Below are 21,047 nucleotides of genomic sequence, written 5' to 3' on the forward strand. Positions count from 1 at the left end.
GTTCTTTTTATTTCTCGAATTACTTGATTCTAAATCGCGTATTGTATTCATTCCCTTTTGGATCTTTCACAATCAAAGTATAGGTCCCGGAAGGATAACCAGCTGTTTTCAAATAGTAGAAATCTTCCCCTGTCTTTTCAAGCTCCAGTTCCGCAATCTGTTTCTCATCCTTCCCAAAATTCACATCCATTTGCTCCGATTTATCGTTGAGGACTTTAAACTTCAACCCGGTTCCTGATTTATAGCGACTGTTCAATTTGAAATAAAACCCTTCTCCCACTACCTCATAATTTGCTGCGGTATAATCTGTATTCAATATCGCATACTTCATCGGAACACTAATCTCTTTATAAAGCGTAAATTCCCAGGCTTCCGACTTTTCGGTAATGACATTGTTTACAGTCTTTTCCAACTGCCATCCGTAGCGTTTTCCATACTCTAACTCCGGGGCATCGAAAGGATATACATATTGAAAACCCTGAATATCGTTGATGCGAATTAAGGGTTGATTGACCAAAACACCTGCCTGTGCACTCTGCTCTGAATTCAGCTGGGTTAACACGTAGTTGTATTTAACAATCTGTCTGCTATCATCCATACTCGGATAAAACCAGGTAAATACCGGGTATTGGTAGTCAATCGTATCTTTGTCAGGAAGGGAAACCAAAACAATATTGGTCTGTCCATATGACATTCCAAAAAAACAAATTAGCAAAGCAGTTAGTGCTGATTTCTTCATGGTGTTTAAATTTTAAATCGTGTTTGCAGTGTGAATAAATAAGGAAATTGCTCATAGTTGGAGCGGTAAAAACTGCGGTAAAAATTACCCAGTACGAATCTTTCTGCTTTGAAACTCACATCCAATAATCGATGAACCTGCCAGGTTGCTTCCAAAGTCCCTCCCACACTAGTTAAAAGATTAAAGTCGCTGGCAAATTTCAATGAAGCTCCGATTTTCAATTTCTTAAAGGAATACTTTCCACCGAGCCCAAAAACACTCATTCCTGTTTTCAAGCTATCAGTATGCTGAAAAAAATAATCATATGAAGCGGAAAGCGAATAACGTTTCTCGAGAAACGTCTGGACAAAACCAAACTGTGTAAACTTACCCACTCTAGCTGTATCGGTTAACAAATAATCATTATAGGAAAGGGAAGTACTTGCTTTTGAATGCCCTACTTCGTAATTACCATTCATCGATAAGCCAACCAAATAATTCCTTCCGCGTTGCAATTCAGAGGTATACGGCTTACCAATTTCGTGATTTACATGATTTACAAAGAAGGAATAATTGAAGTATTGCGTATAACTTCCGCTAACACTTCCTCCGGCGACATGAAGTCGAATAGTATTCATTCCTGCTATTGAACGCAAGGACTCTTCAAACCGGTAGTTTAGACCAACTTTCATAAACTTCGCAACACGATGTGTTGTCAACATTTCAATCCGTTGATTATTGGGTTGCATCATGCCGTAAGTAGTGGTATTGACATAAGGATCCATCCGGCGATAGGATAAAGTAAACTCGGAACGAAGCTTCGAAATTTGTTGTGTATAACGGGTCAATAACACATGTGACTGATAATAGGAAAAGACGGATTCAAAAACACCTTTTGTACTGAGTGAATCCAGTTGTCGGTTTCGGGAAGTTTTTCCATAAACCAATTCAAACGAGCTTCCGCGTAAGAAATTTGGAACAACCTTCAAATCCAATTCAAATGCCGCTGCCGGATCATACTTCTTTTCAGTTGGATCACTTCCTGATGGATTCGTAAATCGAGTATTGGTGAGATAGTTGAATCCAATAAACGCGTGAGTTCCCTCCGGAGTTCCATATCCGGTTTTAATCAAAGTCAGCCAACCGTTGTTCAATATCTGTTGGAAATCAAAATTGTTAAACACATTGTGATTATAATTCAGTTTATTCTGAATCTCATTGGTACTCAACATCACATTATTCAGTGTTAAACCACTTGCAACAGATAAATAAATAGGACCTTTTTGAAGCTCCACATGAAATCCTTTAATGGGTACATTCTGATTCGATAATCCAGTGGACTTCGGATAGGTTAAACCAAGTTCCAGCTTTTGAATGGTTTGCAGCAGGTTAAAATCCCCTTTCAACTGATTCACATTTGTTTCCGGAGTATTTAATGATCCTAGTTTTGATTCCAGAAACCCTTTATTAGCTTCCAACTTACCCGAAATACTATCAATTCTATTCTGCAACTCCGTGATCTGACGATAAATCTTCATGATGCTGTCGTAGGATTCCGTATATGAATTGATAGTATAATCAATCGGAATTTCCCTGTTAAAATTTACCTGGGTTAAGCTATCAGTAATGTGAGTATATCTTCCAATTGTATCGGATTCAATTCTATTCATTCCCGAACGATAGGTACTATCCGCTTTGCGATTAGCCTCAGACTGAATCCTTTGCCTTTGTTGCTCTATTTCCGATTCTGCCTTGCGCTTCAAAGCATCCAAATAAACTTCAACGTATCCCATCAAACCCTGAACGTCTGCCCGTTTTTTAGTGAGGAATTCCTGTTGCTTTTCAATAGTTGAAATCGATCCTGTTAATCGCTCTTTTTGTTGCTGAATCAATCGATCCTTATCCAGGCACAAACGGAAATAATTATTAGCTCCTAAAGGAACCCGCAAGGTTGAATAATTAAAACTCAAATGAAGTGGAAGTCCTAAAACCGAAGCAGAATAATCTCCGGTTGCCGTAAAAATAGATCCTATGCTTCTAGCTGGATCAAGATAAACTGTATTTAATCCATAATTATAACCTAAATCCAGCTGACCATGCGTTTTTTTTAAGTCCTGTATGAGTCTTTTATTAAGAGTTTCGGGAAAACTATCAACCTCAAGAGATGGCACAGAAATATCAGACAACCCGGTCAGTCGTTTTGAAACACCTTTAAAATCAAACTCTTTTGTTTTTATTCGCTTTACTAAACCAATTGAATCTTTGGTATTAGATTGTGCAAATGATGAACAATCAAGAAAAAAAATAAGTATTATCAGAAAAAATTGTATGCTGGCTTTTTCAGCGTTTAGGGTCATTCAATAGTTAGTTCAAATAAGTGGCAACAAATAATAGTAATGCAAAACTACGCAAAAATTAAACTCAAAAATCAGATTTAATAAAATCTTGTTGATACTTTAACAAGAAAAGTTATTTAACCAGATAACTAAACTTAGAATAGTGAATTAAAAATAAATCCGTTTGATCTTAATAACACCAAAGGTAATATGCTAGATCGTAAGCTATTTACGGACAGAGACCCAAATTTCAACCAAATCAATCCCAAATTAATCCGGATTAATTTGCATGAATACGCTTTAATAAGGGTGTTTCTTAAAGTTTTTTGAGACGATCGACTTCTGCCTTAAGCTCTGCGATCATTTGCTTCAACCTTACACCAGGCTGAAGTGCACTATACTCCCAAAACAATTTTCTCATACCTCCAGGAAGATCATCTAAAGAATTACTGATATCAGTCAATGTATATGATTTGAAGCTCACATATGTTTTGTCAACAAGATTGTTCTTTTCCAAATTGGTTTCTAGTACATCCCTATATGTAAAGTAATAGATGTCACTTATTTCCTTGTTATATTTTGTCGTAAAAACTGTCTTACAATCTGATACATTTGGTTGAGCTCTAAAAAATAAAGATGCTACATCAGATTTAGGGTCAAGAAATTGATTGAAATAAGAATGAATCATTTCATCAGTTGGTATCGTATCTAAGTATGAAAATTTAATTTCTGAATAATATTCAAATCCAATCTGAGGGTGTTTTAGCATTAAATCCATTATTCTCAAATGCCCCCAATGTTCAATAATTATTCCGGATTCTTTTGAAATTTCTTCTATCCATTTTAAAGTATGTTTATTTGGATCATGTGGAGTTATTAAAATCCATTTTGACATGTCTGGAAATTTTGTTCTTGCTGTATTCAGTGATTCCTATATTGATCGCTTATGTTCACTTGATAAGAGAATAGGGAAGAATTTATATTGAACTCCTATTTCTTCTTCTCCCTGAATTATTATTGCATCTACTCCTTTGTAATCCCCTGAAGCATCAAAGAAATTTACAAACCGGAACTTTTGCAATCCTGATTCTGCGATTAAAAGAAGATTCAATATCCTAGAAAACTCTTGTCCCCCTTCACTGCCTTTATGAATACGCTCATATAGCGTTGAAACATTTGGAATTGGCATTTATCTAAGTTTCAGTGATTGTGAATGTAATAAAAAATCCAATCAAAAAATATTATGAGAATTAAATTGATAATGGTGAGTAGACCAATGATTAAATCGTTCACACCTTAAATGAAAAAATAGCTATTTGTTTACCCTAAGTTTACCCTGAAACTAAAAAAGCCTCTGTAAACATATATTTACAAAGGCTTTTCATTTTTAAGAGTGGAGAAGAGCGAACGGAAATGGAACCGGAAAGAATAAGTATTCTGCTTTAATTTTCCAGGCTCCACATGCTAAAGTTTAACAAATTTCTTCCGAACGATCTGATCATTAACTGTTATTTCCAGTGTGTAAGTGCCCCCGCTTAAATTTGCTATATTGATTGATGTCTCAGGAATACTGAATTCATTTTCAAAAATCATTTTTCCATCAGCTCCGAAACCAGTTATTTTACAATGATCTCCAGCTTGTTTTTTGATTGTTAATGTGTTTGAAGCAGGATTCGGATAAATACTAAAATCTGCTTTTGAAAAAGAAGAAACTCCGAGTGATCCATGAGATAACTTTTTAAGATAACTATTGAAGTAGGGAGTATTTGGGGATGTGGTTGTCGTAAGATTTGCCACACCAATCCCCGGATCGAAATCAGTTGTCCCGTAAAATGAACCAAATACGATCAAGTTGTCTTGGGTATCCGTACATATGTGAGTTCCATAACGGGCCACATGCTCACTCCAAAGATAATTTCCACCCGGATCAAGAGTGACCACAAAACAGCCCAGATCATCTATTGAGTTAACGCTATTTGTTCCTGGGCCCGGATCTAAATCCACAGTTGAAGTATACACTCCTAACAGACAAACTTCATTGTTGCTGGTTAACGCAAGATTGTTTACATAATTGTATTCTGTCGATCCGAAGGTTTTAACCCATTCAAAATCTCCATCATGATTGATCTTTAAGGCAAAGCCATTTTCCGTGCCCAATGCGGATAAAAGATAGGAAGCGGATCCCGGGTCAAAATCAACGTTATTCCCGGCAAATACTCCTGATAGTAAAATGCTGCCCATATTATCAATCAGAATATCTGTCGGATATTCTCGGGCGCCTCCTCCAACAGATTTAGCCCATACAAAGTCTCCGTCTAGAGTCAATTTCACAAGAAATATATCTTGATTTCCAACTGGTGTCAAGGTATGAATTCCTGGTCCTGGATCAAAATCCTTAGTACTTTCATAAACTCCTGATATATAGATGTCTTGATCATCTGAAGCCATATACCAGGCAACTTCAGATTGTAAGCCGTAGATTTGTTTTACCCACATCAAATTCCCGCCGGAATCTACTTTTTGAATAAAAAAATCGTCACTTCCCGATGAAGATAGGTTGTAAATAGACGCACCGAGATCAAAATCAATTGTTTGCGAGAAAGAGCCTAAAATGATTGGATTCTGATCATTGTCTAGCGCCAAAGCGTTCGGATAAGCAATCCCTGACCCATTCATCATTTTGACCCAATACAAGTTACCGTCCGTATCAAATTTGACTAAAAAACCTTTACTTGTCGACGTGATATTATTCACCCCAATTCCGGGATCGAAATCAATGGTTCCGTTGAATATCCCAACCCCATACAGATTGCCGGCAGTATCAAGAGTTAATGAGTTTATATTAATTAATCCGTCTCCGTTGAATTCCCTGATCCAGATCAACTCACCTTCCGGATTGAGTTTTTGAATAAATGATTTTCCGACTCCTCCTCCATCCAAAATGATATCAGATGCCCCAGGGTCTCCGTCAAATGTATCAGAGAATATTGCAGTTACGTAACTATTCCCTTCCTGGTCGGTTAATAGATCTTGTCCCAAAATAGAACCTTTATAACTGAAAGCCCAATCATAGGAATAAACTTGAGCTTTTCCAAATATAGGAAGGATTAAAAGCAGTATTAAACCAGTTAGATTTTGAATCATTAGAATATATGTTAAGCCCAATACTACCAAAAAAATCTGAAACACAATGCCTCAAGAAAAAGGAATCGAACCGCGCTAAATTTTGGGAAACTGAATGAAATTGGTGTTTGTGGAAGATTTGAACTCACCACCCTCCTTAATCCTCCCTCCGAGGGAGGAAACAGATTTCAGCTTCGAACCACAATTCCACACTCAGTTCTCACGCTCACACTGAAAAAGGAAAAAGCCTGGAAAGAGTGAGTGTGAGAGCGAGTACAGAGGGACAAAAAGAAAAAAGCGAACTACTTCCGTAATTCGCTTTTTTCTTTTTGTGGAGAAGAGTGAACGGAAATGGAACCGGTAACGGTTCTCAACACTAGATGCGGACTGCTCTGATATGGTTATTCTGTTCGTGGCTTTTAGTTGATGTTACCAGCTGCTTTTTAATCTCCGATTCCAATAAGTTTTTCATTCTTTTCAATCGCCAATTCTGTAATTTCCAGCCATTTCTCCATTTTAGCGAGCAATAGCTTTCTAACAACTGGCTTATAAATTTCTTTTTTTATTGGATGAACCTGAGTCCCCGTATGAATTTCTCTTTGCTCAAAAGATTCAGATTTTAATCTATTTATTTCGGCAACCAACTCATGTTTTAGTTTTTTCAGATTATCATTTTCGAAAATGCAATCACCATAAGGATCTATTACTTGACTTGTTTTAGTTCTCAGTTTTTCAAAAAAGGGTTGAAGGAAGCAAAAATCTCCGTTTGAATCATCATCAAACCTGATAGATGTCTCTTCATTGTATTTAGACTTTTTTCCGTTTACAGTTAGTACAATATCTACAGCCATTTTTTAGCGCCAGTTATGGTTACAGTATCTACATTGTCTAGCGGTTGGAGTTCTTGCAATCCCACCACATTTCGGACATGTATTCAATGTCAATTCACATAAGTGTTCATTAAGAACCCTTTCTGCAGCATTTCGATGAAATTCTTGTATTCCATTTTTCAATAATTTTAGAACTTCTGAGTCATTCGAGCTATCTCTATTATAAGCAATAGTCATTTTCTCAACTCTATCCTTATATGGTAGAAATTTCACCTGAGCTACATAGTGTCTCATTGCTTTTTTCTCCAATTCATTATAAAAATCTGTGCAATAGATTGAAATGTATTCTATGATATCCTCTTTATGCTCCATTCTTATTACTGATAACGGTCTTGGTATATGTCTCGTAGCGTACAAAATAACGATAACTTTTCTGTTGAGCACAAGCCGATTTTTAATTTTCTTAAATTTCATCATTGCTAATTGATTCTATCAATACGACCAAAAAAATCTGAATAAAAAGCCTTGAGAGTGAAAGGGGATCGAACCGCGCCAAATTTCAGAAAACTGAATAAAATCTGTTCTTGTGGAAGATTTGAGATAGCCACCCTCCTTAATCCTCCCTCCGAGGGAGGAAACAGATTTCAGCTTCGAACCACAATTCCACACTCAGTTCTCACGCTCACACTGAAAAAGGAAAAAGCCTGGAAAGAGTGAGTGTGAGAGCGAGTACAGAGGGACAAAAAGAAAAAAGCGAACTACTTCCGTAATTCGCTTTTTTCTTTTTGTGGTCCCACTTGGGATCGAACCAAGCACCTACTGATTATGAGTCAGTTGCTCTAACCGACTGAGCTATAGGACCGTTGAAAAGATGAGTTCAACTGAAAGCACAAGGCACAACAGTTATTTTCTTTCGGGTGCAAATATAGCACTTCTATCCAATTTCAAATCGAAGCAGCGGAAAATTATCCGCGGATGCTGCTCTTTGAAAGTGGTTTTGTCAAAGGTCGTAAACGAATGAATTGCAGGAACAAGATTCCGAATAAAACAGTAGCACACAATAAATGAGACACTTGCACGAATCCGGGCATATCCACATACGCCAGTAAAACGCCACCTGTCAATTCAATGACCAAAACCAAAAATGCCCAGTAAACGGATCTCACTTTGTCGGTTTTATAATTCAGGAATACCAATAAGATCATCAATACCAATACTGCCCAGGAGAATGAACGATGAATGAAAAATGCCCATCCGAACCGGCTAGTCCAGGAATCTCTTCCCAAACCTTGTAGTGCGAGCTGGTCAATGTACTCCCGCACTTGTGTACCTAGGAACATCTGATAAGCTGTGATTACCAAAATGATCCCGATCAGCCATTTCATTGCTACCGGGAGATTCAGGGTCTTTTGATGTACCGGGCTGATCCTGCGGATCAACATCAGCTGCAAACAAACGACCAGCAACGCCAGGAACATGTGAACGGTAATTGTCCATGGAACAAGATTCGTTGCCACTACAATGGAACCAAACCAGCCGTTTAAGCCGATAGCGACCAGGTTAAAGAAAGAAAGCCACACCAAACGGCGGTCTTTTCTATATTTCCAGAAACCCCAAAGAAAAATGATCAAAACCCCGTTTCCAGCCAGGAATCCAACCAGCCGGTTTCCGTATTCGGTCCAGGTGCGCCGTGCATTGAAAGGTTCTTCCTCGTATGTTCTCGGATCTTTTTTGATCTTTTCAGCAGTTTCTTTCATTCCCAGCGCCGTCAGGAACCTGGCGAATTTCTCTACTTTGGCGACCCGTTTTTCACCGTAAACTTTGCGGTAATCCTTAGGCAATTGCGCTTCATTGGTTGGCGGAACCCAGTTACCAAAACATTTCGGCCAATCCGGACAGCCCATCCCACTTCCTGAAGTACGCACAACACTTCCAGCAATAATTACCAAAAAAATGAGCACTAAAGTGATCCAGTTTAATCGTATAAAGTTTTTTGAGAACATACTTGTTGTTTGATGTTCAAAAGTAGCTATAAAAGACTCTCATATTTTATGATTCCCGTCATTTTTTTTGGATAATTGACTGGTGTTAAAGGATTCGAAGGTGCATGTAAGACACGCGACGTTACACAGGTACAAATACTGTCAGAATACGACAAATGCATTATTGCAGAATCTAAATTTCCGGCGTTTCTTTGCTCTATCTAAATTATTACGCCATGAAACAAATTCTTTTAATCATCAGCCTGCTTTTCTCCTCTATCCTTTCTTTCGCGCAATTGAACATTTCCACGAATTACCGCCAGGACGGTGTCTGGAATGAAGAAACTTCCCAATGGGACATTTTATCGACCGATGAAGGGGGAACCTTATTCGAATTCAACAAGGAACTCACGACTTTCCATCACACAACGGCAAGTATTTCTTCCGATTATTTCATCAGTAAATACGATTACAACGAAGAAGAAGTGAAATACACCATGAACATCAAAAGTGATGTCGGGAATGAATACGAAATGATTATTGACGGAGTAAACAACTGTGTGTGTTTCTTCTACTGGAGAGACAGCAAATACTATTTGGTGCGCCACACCATCAAGAATACCTGGATCAAGGAAAACTAGGTTTTAATCAATAGAATAATCAGCAGGGGCGAAATCCACCGTGACGTCCCTTTTTTCGTAATTTTACCCCATGAAGATCGGAATAATCGGATTGGGATGGCTCGGACTTCCACTCGCCAAATCACTATTGAATAATGGATTCCAGGTAATTGGAACCACACGCTCACGTTCCGTGGAACTTTTCCACGAACGCTTTTCCCACGTTTTGTTTGACCCGCTTGTAAAAAAACAAGCCAGTGCAGTTTATTTCGGTGATCTGGATGTATTGATACTCGCTTTCACACCTTCCAAAACAGGGGAAAAAGCTTACGCCAGGGATTGTGTTCGGATACTGGACCTGATACCGCCCACCTGTAAAGTAATCCAGCTAAGTTCCACAAGTGTTTATCCGCAACGAAACGATGTATTTAACGAGTTCGATTATCCGGCGGGTTCCATCAAGACCAATGCAATCGGTTACGCAGAACTGGCTATCAGTTCCATACTCCGGGACCGACTGACGGTTATTCGCTTAAGCGGTTTGGTTGGTCCGAAACGCTACCCGGTAACTGCCATGACCACATCTGGAAAGACCTACCAGGCGATGGATCGTGTAAACTTAATCCACCAGGAAGATGCAATTGGATTGATCGAACACGTGATCCGGCAAAAACTCTGGAATAAAACCATCAACGGATGCGCAACAGCACACCCGTTCAAGGGACAGTTATATACTGAAATGGCTTCAAAGCTTGGAATTGATCCGCCTTTTTTTGAAAATGAAGTGCGTTCCGAACGCATCATTTCGAACCGGTATTCTCTGGAACTCGGATACGCATACATGTACCCGGATCCTTTGGATTTTCCTATAGCCTAGTGATTTTGTAAGCCCCGATATTGACGGTTTTGCTTTCTTTTGCAAGTGCCGTAACGACCATGTTCATTTCCACTTTTCCTGCGGCATCGTACCCGTTCATTTCCATAAGCATTCCTCCATCCGAAAAAGCTTCATCCGGGATTTGAGACGGTGATGTTTTGTTCATGTTTGCAAAGGTATTGCTCACGTCAATTCCTGCGTCTTTGGTAATCCAAACCTCTGTTTTCTTATCGGATTCGATGAGGATTTCTTCGCATCGGTACCCCAGGATCATTTTCGTTCTTCCTGTTTTTGTGATCTTTGCAGCCGGTTTTTCTCCCTGATTCATTTGCTGCTGTTTCATGGCTGCTTCCATTGCTTTGGTAGACATCACCATGGCTGTTTTCTCCTTGTTGTTCAGCATGATCATCACCCCATTCTTTGAATCGATGATGGAGGACATGTCCTGACCGACTGCTTCCATTTGGATCACCTGATCTCCGAAATTGTAATGAATGCTTTGAGATTCACCCGGTTTTTTAGCGCTTTCGACCTTGTAAGTCACGCTGCTGGTAAAGTTGTAAGACGCCTGGTATTCTCCGGATGGTTCCGTTTCGGCCGGTGCTGCCGGTTCAGAAGCTCCCGGCGCAGGTGCCGAAGCGGGCGCAGGAGCAGCTTCTTTGGATTTCTTTTCATCCATGAGGTTTCCCCGTTCCTTGTTATTCCTGGTTGTATTAAAATCCTGGGCATTTACTTTTTCTTTAGCCGTATTCCCGATTGATTTAACCAAGCCTTCCTGACCGAAAAGCATGGAAGATAAGCAAGATACCAGTAATACCAATAGAAGCGCTTTCATAACATAGTCATTTATGAGCCAAATGTAATGAAAGACACAGAACCAGCCATCCAAAAGGTGTGGATCTTCCGTTTCAATGAGTAATTTCCTTACTTAATTGATTCCCAAAACTTCAAGCAACTCCATTTTCTTGCTTCTGGAAACCCCGATCTCTTCCTGGTTGGATAAGATGACGGAACCGCCTTCTCCCCGAATGTATTTTACGACCTGGTTCAGGTTTACCAAGTGGGAATTGTGCAATCTGAAAAAGAAGGGAAAATCCACCAATTGCTTTTCAATTTCTTTCAGGGTTTTGGAAACGGTGATCTTACGTTGCTGCAGTACAATCGTGGTATAGTTCCCGTCGGATTCGCAACGAATAATCTGGTCGACCTCGATCAGCTCTACCCCGTTCAATGAGGAGATCGGAATTTTAGGTTTCAGGCCCATTCCATTAATCCCGGAAGATCTTCCTTCCGTTCGTTTTTTCTTCACCCGCTGAACGCTCTCTACCAAATCTTCCGCATCAATTGGTTTTACCAAATAATGCACAGCGCCCTGTTTAAAGCCTTCCAGCGCGTATTCGTCATATGCCGTTGTGAAAATCACATCGGAATCTTTATAGGTCAATACATTCAATAATTCAAAGCCATTCATCTTAGGCATTGATATATCAAGAAAAAGTAAATCCGGTTCTTCCGTATTAATGATTTCAACCGCATCGATCGGGCTTTGCAATTCTGCAATAACCTCTACGTCCGGACAAAATTTTCGAATTAATATAGCAGTAGTTTCTAAACTGTGCCTTTCATCATCTACAATAATTGCACGTAATTTCATATTTTAGTTTGGTGTTTCAAAGTACAAGGTAACCAAAGTTCCGATTGCCCGACCATTTTCATCAATTAAATCTTCAATTTCAAATTCATTCTGTCTTTTCGTCCGCAAAGTCAATGAGCGCAAACGATCCTTCGTGATTTGCAGCCCGACACTTCCTTCTTTCAGCGAACGTTTCCGGTTATTCTCCTTTGCTTTTTCTCTTCCGATCCCGTTATCCTGAACCATGACATAGAGTCCGCTGAGCTGCTTTTGAAAGGAAACCCGGATTTTTCCTCCTGCTTCTGTCCGGGGCATCAGGCCATGCCAAATGGCATTTTCAATAAAGGGTTGAATAATCATCGGCGGAATCTGGCAATCCAGTACTTCCTGCCCGTCAATCTGCAAATCAAAATCAAAATCCTGGTCGAAACGCAGGCGTTCAAATTCCAGGTATAATTTCAGGGACTGGATCTCATCGTAAACCGTAATCATATCCTGGCGCGAATAGTTTAGGATCATACGCAGGAGCTTGGAAAACTTAGCAATATAATCCGCTGCATTATCCACCTCATCTTTTAAAATGAACAAGCGAATGGAATTCAAACTGTTGAACAGGAAATGCGGGTTCATTTGTGCCCGAAGTGCTTTCGATTCCAATTCATTGATCTGGAGACTGAACTCTGCTTTCATTTGTTCGGTACTCTGGATCCGTTTGATCCGCGAACGCATGAAAAACCAAATACTGAATGCCGCCGCTAAAGCGGCCAGTGTAATAAACCACCAGCGCCGCCAAAACGGACGTGTGATTTTGAATGCATAGGACGTTATCGCGGATTCATCCCCTTCCAGGACCTGGACCTGAAAAACATACTTCCCACTGGGGAGATTGTGATACAGCGCTTCGTTTTTTTGGTTCCCGTTAATCCATTTCTCATCGAGTCCAAGCAAGCGGTAACTTACCAGGTTATTTTCCGCATTGGAGAAATCGCGGATCCCGAATTCAAACACCAGGTTGTTCTCATTATAGGCGTATTTGAACTTATCGGTGGAAAAACTGCTGAATCCGTTCATATCCCGGATCTGGATGATATAAGGCACTGCCTTTTTCTGAATCGGCAGATCTTCTTTGGCGTCACCCACAACATAAGAGTTTCTTTGCAGGAAATAAATCGAATCCGGTGTCATAGTTATTCCAAACACATCGTTGATCCCGTTTCGTTTTTCCAGGCTCTGAACTTTTTTTGAAAGGGTATTCACGATGGCAATACAGGAAGGATTCAAAATCCATAACCTTTCCCTGGAATCTAAGGTCAGCTGGTTCACTTCGTCATTTTGCAAACCGTTGAAAGAGGTAAATTCATTCCGCAGTTTTTTTGTATCGAGGTTATAGCTCCACACCCCGCTTGCCCTTGTGCCGATCCACAGTTTCCGTCGCGGACTGATTGCCAGACAGGTAATCTGGTCCGTGTTTTCGTGATTGAAGAGCCTGATCCTGTCCAATCGTTTCGAATTGATCTGGTAGCGGTACAATTGTTCGTTTTCAGAAAAGTAAACCGCTCCGTCCAGGTACACCATTGCCAAAGGAAAATACTCCCGCGTTTCATCTAGTTTTGTTTCTGCGGAAATGGAATAAATCCGTTTGAAGCTGAAATCCGAAAGTTTGTAGCAGAGCAAGCTGGCGTCGAGTGTCCCGATAAACAAGAGCGAATCACCTACCAACAGGGAATTCTGAAACCGTTTGTCAATCGATTGATGATCCGGATACAGGATTTTTTTCACTATTCGGTAATCCCGGACGATCCGTACCAGGCCATTTGCCCCGACCACGAGCATACTTCCGTCTTCCAGGTAATAATACGTTTTCGCATCGATCAGGCCTTTCAATGAAATGGTTTCCGGTCCATTTCCCCGGAGCTTTTTTAAGACCGCAGTCGAATTGCCCATCAGCCGGTAAGCGTTCTTTTTATCCGGTGAATACCGAATAGCGTGTAATTGCGTTTCCGTGCGGATCTTCGTCCCGTAAATTAACGATTCGTCGTGAACAAAAAGACCGGCATTGGAACTGGCGATTGCCAGCTGAGAACCGAACTTGATAATATGATAAGGCATTACCGCACTTCGCTCGGCTTCTTCGTAACGCACATATGTTTTCTTCTTGGTATCGAAGAGTATGATTTCCTTATTCAAAACACACAGATAAAGGTACCTCGAATCACGCCATTGAATAGACGAAATTTCCTGGTATTTCAAATCCTCAATGGAAACTGGAAAAGATTTAAATAATCCCTGGTACTGATCAAAATATAACAGTCCGCCTTTTTTCAAACCGATAAACAGGTTTCCTTTACTGTCCTGCACAGCACAGGACATTTCGTTCCGGTAGACGGAGGCCGACCCCGAATTGATATCGGTTGATTTTTTAAACTTAAAGTGTTTCCAACTCCGGGTTTTAATTTCAAAGCGGTACAATCCATCCATACCGTTAATCCAAAGATTGGAGGAATCCAACCGGTCGAGAATCATGGAATTTAACCCGATTACTTTCGAATCGGAACGATAAACGGAAAACGGGGTTGTTTTTTTCTTTTTCGGATCGAAGGAATACAGCTTTCCTTCCACGGAAGTATACCAAATAATCTTGTTCCTGATCACTACAGAGCTGATACGATTACTCCCAAAGGAAGCGATATTTCGTTTGCTGTAATTGGAAATATGGAAGGTTTCGGTTTCAATTCCGATGAGTCCTTTGTTGTAGGTAAAGGCCCATATGGTTTTATCGCCGTCAAAAACCAATCCCTGAATATCGTTTGAAGCTATGGACAGCGAATCGACCGGATCGTGTTTGAAGTGAATGAAACGCTGGCCGTCGAACCGTTCTATTCCTTTCGGTGTGGCTAACCAAATGAATCCTTTCCGGTCGTATGCCACATCGCGGATTTCATTAGAGATCAGTCCATTTTCCCTGGAATATTGAATCAAGCCCCTTTGAGCGAAAAGGGTGAAATTTATCACTGAAAAAAGCAACCAAAATCCAAATTTCATGTCACCAATTTCGAAACTATATTTTAAATAGCGTAAGTTTGGGATAAGAATATTATCAGTTCATTTTTTTAAATGGCATGAACTTTGAGAAAAATGTCCCGTTGACACGAGAAATTAAACCGTTTAATCAATAGAGGGGTAAACTTTTAGAGATTAAAGAAAAAAAACTGAATTTTAACGAGCTTTTCTCCATTTATGCGTAAAAACCTCATACTGTTATTTTTGTTGGTTTGGGCTATCCCTTCGCAGGCGTCACATATCGTGGGAGGAGAGATTTATTATGACTACCTGGGAGGAAACAATTACAAATTCTACATTGCACTTTACCGGGATTGTGCTTCGACCGGAGCATCCTACGATTCTCCCATGCCTTTAAGTGTTTTTACAGGAACGGGAATCCGTATATCGGATGAAAATGTAGCCTTCCCGGGGAGCACCGTTCTTCCGATAATCTTTAACAACCCTTGTATTACACCACCGACCGGGATCTGTACAGAAAGAGCGATCTATACGGTCATCTTAAACTTACCTCCGTCGGTCAGCGGCTACATTGTTGCTTATCAGCGTTGCTGCAGGGGCCCGAACATTACCAACCTGGTAAATCCGGATGATACCGGTTTAACCATCAAGGCAATTATCCCTCCCGGAGGAGGAAATCAATACATCAACAGCTCTGCCCGCTTTGTGAATTATCCACCGTTGGTTATTTGCAACAATGAGAATCTGAACTTCGATCACAGTGCAACTGACCCGGACGGGGATAGTTTATCTTATGAATTAGTAACACCACATGCCGGTGCAAATTCGCTGAATCCTGCTCCAAACCCAATCCCAAATCCACCCTATCCCAATGTGACCTGGGGTGGATCATTCAGCCAGGCCGTTCCGCTTGGACCGGGATCGACTACAACTATCAATCCTATAACCGGGCACTTATTTGTAGATGCAAATAATCTGGGACTGTACGTTGTTGGAATTCGGGTGAATGAATGGAGAAACGGGGTTTTAATCAGTTATGTTACCCGGGATTTTCTTTTCCGCGTGGTGAACTGTAATGTACAGCTTTCAGCCGTGGTAACGGAACAAGAAAATACACCCGGATTTGTTTCCTACTGCCAGGGACTGAGTTTTACTTTTGACAACCAAAGTTTTGGGGCCAGCAGTTATTACTGGGATTTCGGAGTGAATGGCATCACAACCGATAACAGTACTGCTTTCGAACCGACTTATGTCTATCCTCAACCCGGAACTTACCACGTGATGCTTGTTGCCAACCCCGGATGGCCTTGTACGGATACCACTTATATCGACCTGATTTTGGAAAATCCGTTCCAGGTTAATTTCAGTTTTGCCGACTCCACGTGTTTTATTGATAATACACTGGATTTTCACAGCCAGATTATCAATGGGCCTCCAACTACCCAATTTAATTGGGATTTCGGTCCGAATGCAACACCTGCAACTTCTACGGCAGCAAACGTTAACAATGTTGCTTTTAGTTCGTCGACCGGAAATGTGGTCACCCTGATCGGAACCTACAGTGTGTGCGCGGATACTATTTCAAAACCCGTTTTCTTCTTTGACAAACCCGATCCGCAGGTCGGTTTTCAAACAAATCACGAGTGTATCGGCTATACCCAGACCTTTACCAACAATTCATCCGGTTCGACCAATTACTCCTGGGATTTTGGTGTTCCTGGTATTACAACCGATGTCAGTACGGCTGTTTCACCTACTTACACCTTCCCGGCGGAAGGAACGTATCCGATTACACTCATTGCAAGCAGCGGACCGAATTGTTCCGACACCCTGGTCCAAAACATTACGATTTATGAACCATTGAATGTTTCGTTTACACACAACGATTCTCTTTGCGTTACAACAAACAGTTTTAATTTTGTCGGGACTGTAAGCGGCCCTTCCATTACAGAATATTCCTGGGATTTCGGAAGTCATGCCAATCCATCGAATGCGACCAGTTTAAATGTAAACAACGTCGTTTTTGATGACTCGGGAATTTACCCGGTAACACTGACCGCCAGCTTTTTAAATTGTGCCGAAACTGCTCAATCGAGTGTATTTATCTTCTCCGTTCCAACGGTGGGATTCACAATCAGCGACGAATTGAAATGTGAACCTTATCCTGCGCAGTTTATCAATCTGAGCCACTACGAAGCACCTCTCTTCTATTCCTGGGATTTTGGTGATGGCGGATCAAGCACGGTGGAAAATCCCCTTCACATTTATCAGTCTGCCGGAACTTACTCGGTTGAATTGACCGTTATTTCAACTATCGGCTGTATCGATACGTTTACCGTTCTACAGCAGGATTTGATCACTGTCCACCCGAAACCAATTGCAGGTTTTTCTGTCGATAAAACGGAAACAACTATTTGTGATTCGGAAGTGCAATTCACGGATTTATCCCAGGGAGCAACCCATGTTACTTACTTCTTCAATGAATTCGGTTCCGGAAGTACAGATCTTAATCCGACCCATACATATTATTCCGACGGGATGCATTATCCGAAACAAATTGTATTCAATCAATTCGGTTGCAGTGATACCACTTTCCGGACGATTGCGATCGAACCGTTTGTTGTGTATGTTCCGAATACATTTACACCTGACGGAAATGAACACAACAATGATTTCTACCCGAAATTAGGCCTGGACCCGGTTGAGTGGGACCTGAAAATTTTCAATCGCTGGGGAGAAGAAGTCTATCATTCCACCAACTTCGAAGAGCACTGGGACGGGACCTTTAGCGGACTTCCTTGTAAAGAAGATACTTACAGCTATGTGATCCGGTATACTTCCTGTGCACCGTATGCCAACGCAGAGGTAATAACCGGGCATGTGACCTTGCTGAGATGATTCATGTCTTGTCGAGTTTCAGCCTGTATTCTCGATACGCTCCGCACTCGAATTGACGCAGGCTAAAGTATCGAGACAGACATCATTAAAAAACTCTTTATTTTATGAATTTCGTTTTCATCGTCCAGGCAATCAGGGTCGAACGCTGTTTGGCCAATTCGGCCTTCTCACCGGTAAAAAACTGATCGACTGTTTCATGAAATAATTTTAACCAGCGATCAAAGGATGCTTCGTCGAGGTTTAATCGTGCGTGTTTTTCCATCATATTGGCACTGTAACCTGCTTCATCCAATAAAATGAAACTCCAAAACTGCACCACTTTCGGTAGATGTTCTTCCAAGTTCAGCTTTGTAAAAAAGTGAGAAACCAACTCATCCTTCACCAGTTTTTGATAGAAGGTATCTATCAATAATTCGACATCCTGTTTTGATTCGATTGCTTTCATACTTCAAAAATAATATGCTTTCCGGATTTAATTTCTGATAAAAATCAGTTTCCATGTTTACCTTTTTAAATTCCCGACATTAACAGGTAGGTATCCATTACTTTATAGTTTTTTAGTTTAGTTTTTATCTACCTGCCCAAATCTAAAACCCAAAACAAAAGAGACATCTCCCACGGGATGTCTCTTTTCGTAAACCACTCTTTTAACAACTTGATTTTTGGGATTTCGAACCGGATTATTTAAATTGGAAACACATTATTCACTCAAAATCAGTATCATGAAAAGATCATTGACTTTACCAATGGCTTTAATCGGCCTGTTTCTTGGAGTATTTGCATTCAATGCTTGTCAGAAAGAAACGAAAGAAACCTTTTCTTCAGTAAAAAACGGAAAAGAGGATCCCGCACAAGTTGATACCAAAACCTGTGTACACCCTGTGTTTTGTAATAAACAAGTAGATGCTGCCTGTTCTGACGGATACAGTTGCGCCTTGGCCATTTTTCCCTCAACCAACCGGAACAGGATCAGATGGCATGTAGGTACCCAATGCAGTTGCAGTCAAAGTTATAGCTCAACAGTTTATTACACCCTGTATAAATGGACTTCCAGCACACCACCACAATATACCAAGGTGGCAACGTTTAGCTGCAACAATGCAACTATGTGGTATGCGAAAACATTATTGACCAACAGTACTGTTTTTAACTTACTCATGAACGAAACTTCTGTAATCCATCCGACAACCATTACGGAAGATTCATTCGGTTTTCTTTATGATACCGGGGGAACTCCATTGAATTACAACGACAATTGGAAATTCACAACCGGTTCCACTGCCGGAACAATCAGTTGTGTTGTCAAAGATCCAGGAGGTCTTCAGTAAGTTTTTTTTACTATCTCAACTCAATACCAGGAAAGCTGTCCCGAATTTTGGAGGCAGCTTTTTTATTTGAACCACCCCGAATACATCACATAATTATTCGCAATGCGCTGTACTTCTCCTTCGAACAATTCGGGAGACAAGGTTTTCACTTTCTTAGCCGGAATTCCTGCATAGACGCTCCATGATTCGACATGTGTATTTTCCAAAAGAACAGCTCCGGCAGCAATGATGCAATTGGATTCAATGTAACAATTGTCCATCACGATAGATCCCATCCCGATCAGCACGTTGTCTTCTACCGTGCAACCGTGAACCAAGGCATTGTGCCCGATCGAAACATTATTTCCCAGGGTGGTTTTGGTTTTTTCGTATGTACAATGAATGACTGCTCCGTCCTGTACATTGACCTGGTTTCCCATGCGAATGGAATTCACATCCCCGCGGATTACTGCATTGAACCAGACAGAACAGCGATCTCCCATTATGACATCACCGACGATTGTTGCATTTTCTGCCAGAAAGACATCTTCTCCGAATTGAGGTTCGATTCCTCTGCATGATTTAATAAGCGCCATATTTTTCATTAGAATTATCAATTACAAAATTATCAATTATCAAGAGCGAAATCCACTTGATAATTATTCCATTCATAATTGATCATTAACCCACTATTTCCAACTCAACAGCTCCAATTCTTTCGAAACCGGTTTTCCGTATTTATGCTGTACGGACCGAACAATTTTCTCCATCGAGTCCCAGTTTGCATGGCGAAAAGCACTTACCGCAATGATCGATCTTCCCGGAAAAGAGCCCTGATTATCACGGATTGATTTGAATTCCGTAGTTTGAGAGGCAAACGGGTGATAATATTCCGGGATCAAGGTGTAACCTCCCTGTTGATCCACCATCCGCATCAGCAGATCCATATTTCCTCCCTGGTAATTCCAGCTGGAAGGCAAATCCTCGTCGATCGCACAAAACTGCATCATTTGGGTCCGCAGGCAATTTCCCTTATTCAACAACCAGGGTTGCAAATCCTTCAACTGATCCACCAGGAGTACTTCTCCCGAAATACTTGGGGCATACGCTAAAATTTCTTCCATAAACAAGGGCGTTACCCGGTAATTATTCTGATTTAATGGCCCGGCAAGAATCGCAAGGTCCACTTTTCGCTGATCCAGTGCTTCGATGAGTTCTTCCGTTTTCAGTTCTTCCACAAATACCTGAGTATTGGGAAGCAGGGTTTGCCATTCCCGGAAATTATCCAAAAGCAAGTATGCCGCAACTGTCGGGATCACACCGATACGCAAGCGCTCCTTGTAGGTTCCCGAATATATTTGGCTGATCCGGTCGATTGCTCCAAAATCTCCTTGGATTTGCTGCAACAGTGGAATCAGTGATTTCCCAAAATCGGTCAGTTCCATGGAATAGGCATCCCGATGAAAGATCGTGTGACCCAATAATTCTTCGGCCTTTTTCAACTGCATGGAAAGTGTGGGTTGAGTGACAAAACAGTGTTCTGCCGCCCTGCTGATGGATCCCGTTTCATAAACGGCAAGCACATAAGCAATTTGTTGTGGTGAAATCATTATAAATTAATTCTATGGATTCATAAAATTAATCAATAACATTTATATTTACAAAATCTGCAACTTTGCATGGAAGAGACATTAGGGTTTTA

19 protein-coding genes and 1 tRNA gene are annotated in these 21,047 nt (G+C 40.7%); 5 read left to right on the forward strand and 15 right to left on the reverse strand.

The window, feature by feature from the left end; genetic code table 11:
* Window positions 1-19: 19 nt before the first annotated feature.
* Together FO442_RS12290 and FO442_RS12295 are read right to left on the reverse strand one after the other, a co-directional pair.
* Window positions 20-739 carry a hypothetical protein gene (locus FO442_RS12290; RefSeq protein ID WP_144333499.1) on the reverse strand — a complete coding sequence of 240 codons (720 nt, stop codon included), beginning with the start codon at window positions 737-739 and terminating at the stop codon, window positions 20-22.
* Between the two features lie 5 nt (window positions 740-744).
* The gene (locus FO442_RS12295) at window positions 745-2,667 is read right to left on the reverse strand and encodes a hypothetical protein (protein WP_144333500.1); all 1,923 of its coding nucleotides are present in this window, start codon (window positions 2,665-2,667) and stop codon (window positions 745-747) included.
* A gap of 169 nt (window positions 2,668-2,836) precedes the next feature.
* On the opposite strand from FO442_RS12295, the gene FO442_RS12300 reads away from it, so the two are divergent.
* Window positions 2,837-3,082 carry a hypothetical protein gene (locus FO442_RS12300; RefSeq protein ID WP_144333501.1) on the forward strand — a complete coding sequence of 82 codons (246 nt, stop codon included), beginning with the start codon at window positions 2,837-2,839 and terminating at the stop codon, window positions 3,080-3,082.
* 288 nt (window positions 3,083-3,370) lie between these two features.
* Here FO442_RS12300 and FO442_RS12305 read toward each other — a convergent pair whose 3' ends face one another.
* The 7 genes from FO442_RS12305 to FO442_RS12335 form a co-directional block, all read right to left on the reverse strand.
* Entirely contained in the window at window positions 3,371-3,949 is a 579-nt protein-coding gene (locus FO442_RS12305) for a hypothetical protein (protein WP_144333502.1), read from the reverse strand.
* 36 nt (window positions 3,950-3,985) lie between these two features.
* Complete coding sequence (locus FO442_RS12310; RefSeq protein WP_144333503.1) at window positions 3,986-4,243, reverse strand: hypothetical protein; 258 nt, start codon at window positions 4,241-4,243, stop codon at window positions 3,986-3,988.
* 275 nt (window positions 4,244-4,518) lie between these two features.
* Window positions 4,519-6,198 carry a T9SS type A sorting domain-containing protein gene (locus FO442_RS12315; protein WP_144333504.1) on the reverse strand — a complete coding sequence of 560 codons (1,680 nt, stop codon included), beginning with the start codon at window positions 6,196-6,198 and terminating at the stop codon, window positions 4,519-4,521.
* 422 nt (window positions 6,199-6,620) lie between these two features.
* Complete coding sequence (locus FO442_RS12320) at window positions 6,621-7,028, reverse strand: hypothetical protein (RefSeq protein ID WP_144333505.1); 408 nt, start codon at window positions 7,026-7,028, stop codon at window positions 6,621-6,623.
* Between the two features lie 3 nt (window positions 7,029-7,031).
* Complete coding sequence (locus tag FO442_RS18820) at window positions 7,032-7,481, reverse strand: hypothetical protein (RefSeq protein WP_144333506.1); 450 nt, start codon at window positions 7,479-7,481, stop codon at window positions 7,032-7,034.
* 314 nt (window positions 7,482-7,795) lie between these two features.
* A tRNA-Ile gene (locus FO442_RS12330) sits at window positions 7,796-7,869 on the reverse strand.
* 103 nt (window positions 7,870-7,972) lie between these two features.
* A complete protein-coding gene (locus FO442_RS12335; protein WP_144333507.1) occupies window positions 7,973-9,010 on the reverse strand; it encodes a COX15/CtaA family protein in 1,038 nt (345 codons plus the stop codon).
* 215 nt (window positions 9,011-9,225) lie between these two features.
* Between FO442_RS12335 and FO442_RS12340 the strand changes: the two genes are divergently transcribed.
* Window positions 9,226-9,630, forward strand: a complete 405-nt coding sequence (locus FO442_RS12340) for a hypothetical protein (RefSeq protein ID WP_144333508.1) — start codon at window positions 9,226-9,228, stop codon at window positions 9,628-9,630.
* A gap of 70 nt (window positions 9,631-9,700) precedes the next feature.
* Window positions 9,701-10,486: an NAD(P)-binding domain-containing protein gene (locus tag FO442_RS12345; protein ID WP_144333509.1), complete on the forward strand. Its 786-nt coding sequence runs from the start codon at window positions 9,701-9,703 to the stop codon at window positions 10,484-10,486.
* Here the strand turns inward: FO442_RS12345 and FO442_RS12350 are convergent.
* The 3 genes from FO442_RS12350 to FO442_RS12360 all read right to left on the reverse strand — a co-directional run bounded on the left by FO442_RS12350 (window position 10,476) and on the right by FO442_RS12360 (window position 15,161).
* The gene (locus tag FO442_RS12350) at window positions 10,476-11,321 is read right to left on the reverse strand and encodes a DUF4412 domain-containing protein (RefSeq protein ID WP_144333510.1); all 846 of its coding nucleotides are present in this window, start codon (window positions 11,319-11,321) and stop codon (window positions 10,476-10,478) included. The genes FO442_RS12345 and FO442_RS12350 overlap by 11 nt on opposite strands.
* A gap of 93 nt (window positions 11,322-11,414) precedes the next feature.
* Entirely contained in the window at window positions 11,415-12,140 is a 726-nt protein-coding gene (locus tag FO442_RS12355) for a LytR/AlgR family response regulator transcription factor (RefSeq protein WP_144333511.1), read from the reverse strand.
* Window positions 12,141-12,143: 3 nt separating this feature from the next.
* Window positions 12,144-15,161 (reverse strand): sensor histidine kinase, encoded by a 3,018-nt coding sequence (locus tag FO442_RS12360; RefSeq protein ID WP_144333512.1) that lies wholly within the window; start codon window positions 15,159-15,161, stop codon window positions 12,144-12,146.
* Window positions 15,162-15,356: 195 nt separating this feature from the next.
* Between FO442_RS12360 and FO442_RS12365 the strand changes: the two genes are divergently transcribed.
* Window positions 15,357-18,038, forward strand: a complete 2,682-nt coding sequence (locus tag FO442_RS12365; RefSeq protein WP_144333513.1) for a PKD domain-containing protein — start codon at window positions 15,357-15,359, stop codon at window positions 18,036-18,038.
* Between the two features lie 97 nt (window positions 18,039-18,135).
* Here FO442_RS12365 and FO442_RS12370 read toward each other — a convergent pair whose 3' ends face one another.
* On the reverse strand, window positions 18,136-18,483 hold the full coding sequence (locus FO442_RS12370) for a group III truncated hemoglobin (RefSeq protein ID WP_144333514.1): 348 nt from the start codon (window positions 18,481-18,483) through the stop codon (window positions 18,136-18,138).
* 277 nt (window positions 18,484-18,760) lie between these two features.
* Between FO442_RS12370 and FO442_RS12375 the strand changes: the two genes are divergently transcribed.
* Window positions 18,761-19,366 (forward strand): hypothetical protein, encoded by a 606-nt coding sequence (locus tag FO442_RS12375; RefSeq protein ID WP_144333515.1) that lies wholly within the window; start codon window positions 18,761-18,763, stop codon window positions 19,364-19,366.
* 62 nt (window positions 19,367-19,428) lie between these two features.
* On the opposite strand, the gene FO442_RS12380 is transcribed toward FO442_RS12375, so the two are convergent.
* Both FO442_RS12380 and FO442_RS12385 read right to left on the reverse strand, forming a co-directional pair.
* The gene (locus FO442_RS12380) at window positions 19,429-19,941 is read right to left on the reverse strand and encodes a gamma carbonic anhydrase family protein (protein ID WP_144333516.1); all 513 of its coding nucleotides are present in this window, start codon (window positions 19,939-19,941) and stop codon (window positions 19,429-19,431) included.
* A 93-nt stretch (window positions 19,942-20,034) separates the two neighbouring features.
* Window positions 20,035-20,955, reverse strand: a complete 921-nt coding sequence (locus FO442_RS12385; RefSeq protein ID WP_144333517.1) for a LysR family transcriptional regulator — start codon at window positions 20,953-20,955, stop codon at window positions 20,035-20,037.
* Window positions 20,956-21,047: the final 92 nt, after the last annotated feature.

Source organism: Fluviicola chungangensis, assembly GCF_007558725.1.
Classification (GTDB): domain Bacteria; phylum Bacteroidota; class Bacteroidia; order Flavobacteriales_D; family Crocinitomicaceae; genus Fluviicola; species Fluviicola chungangensis.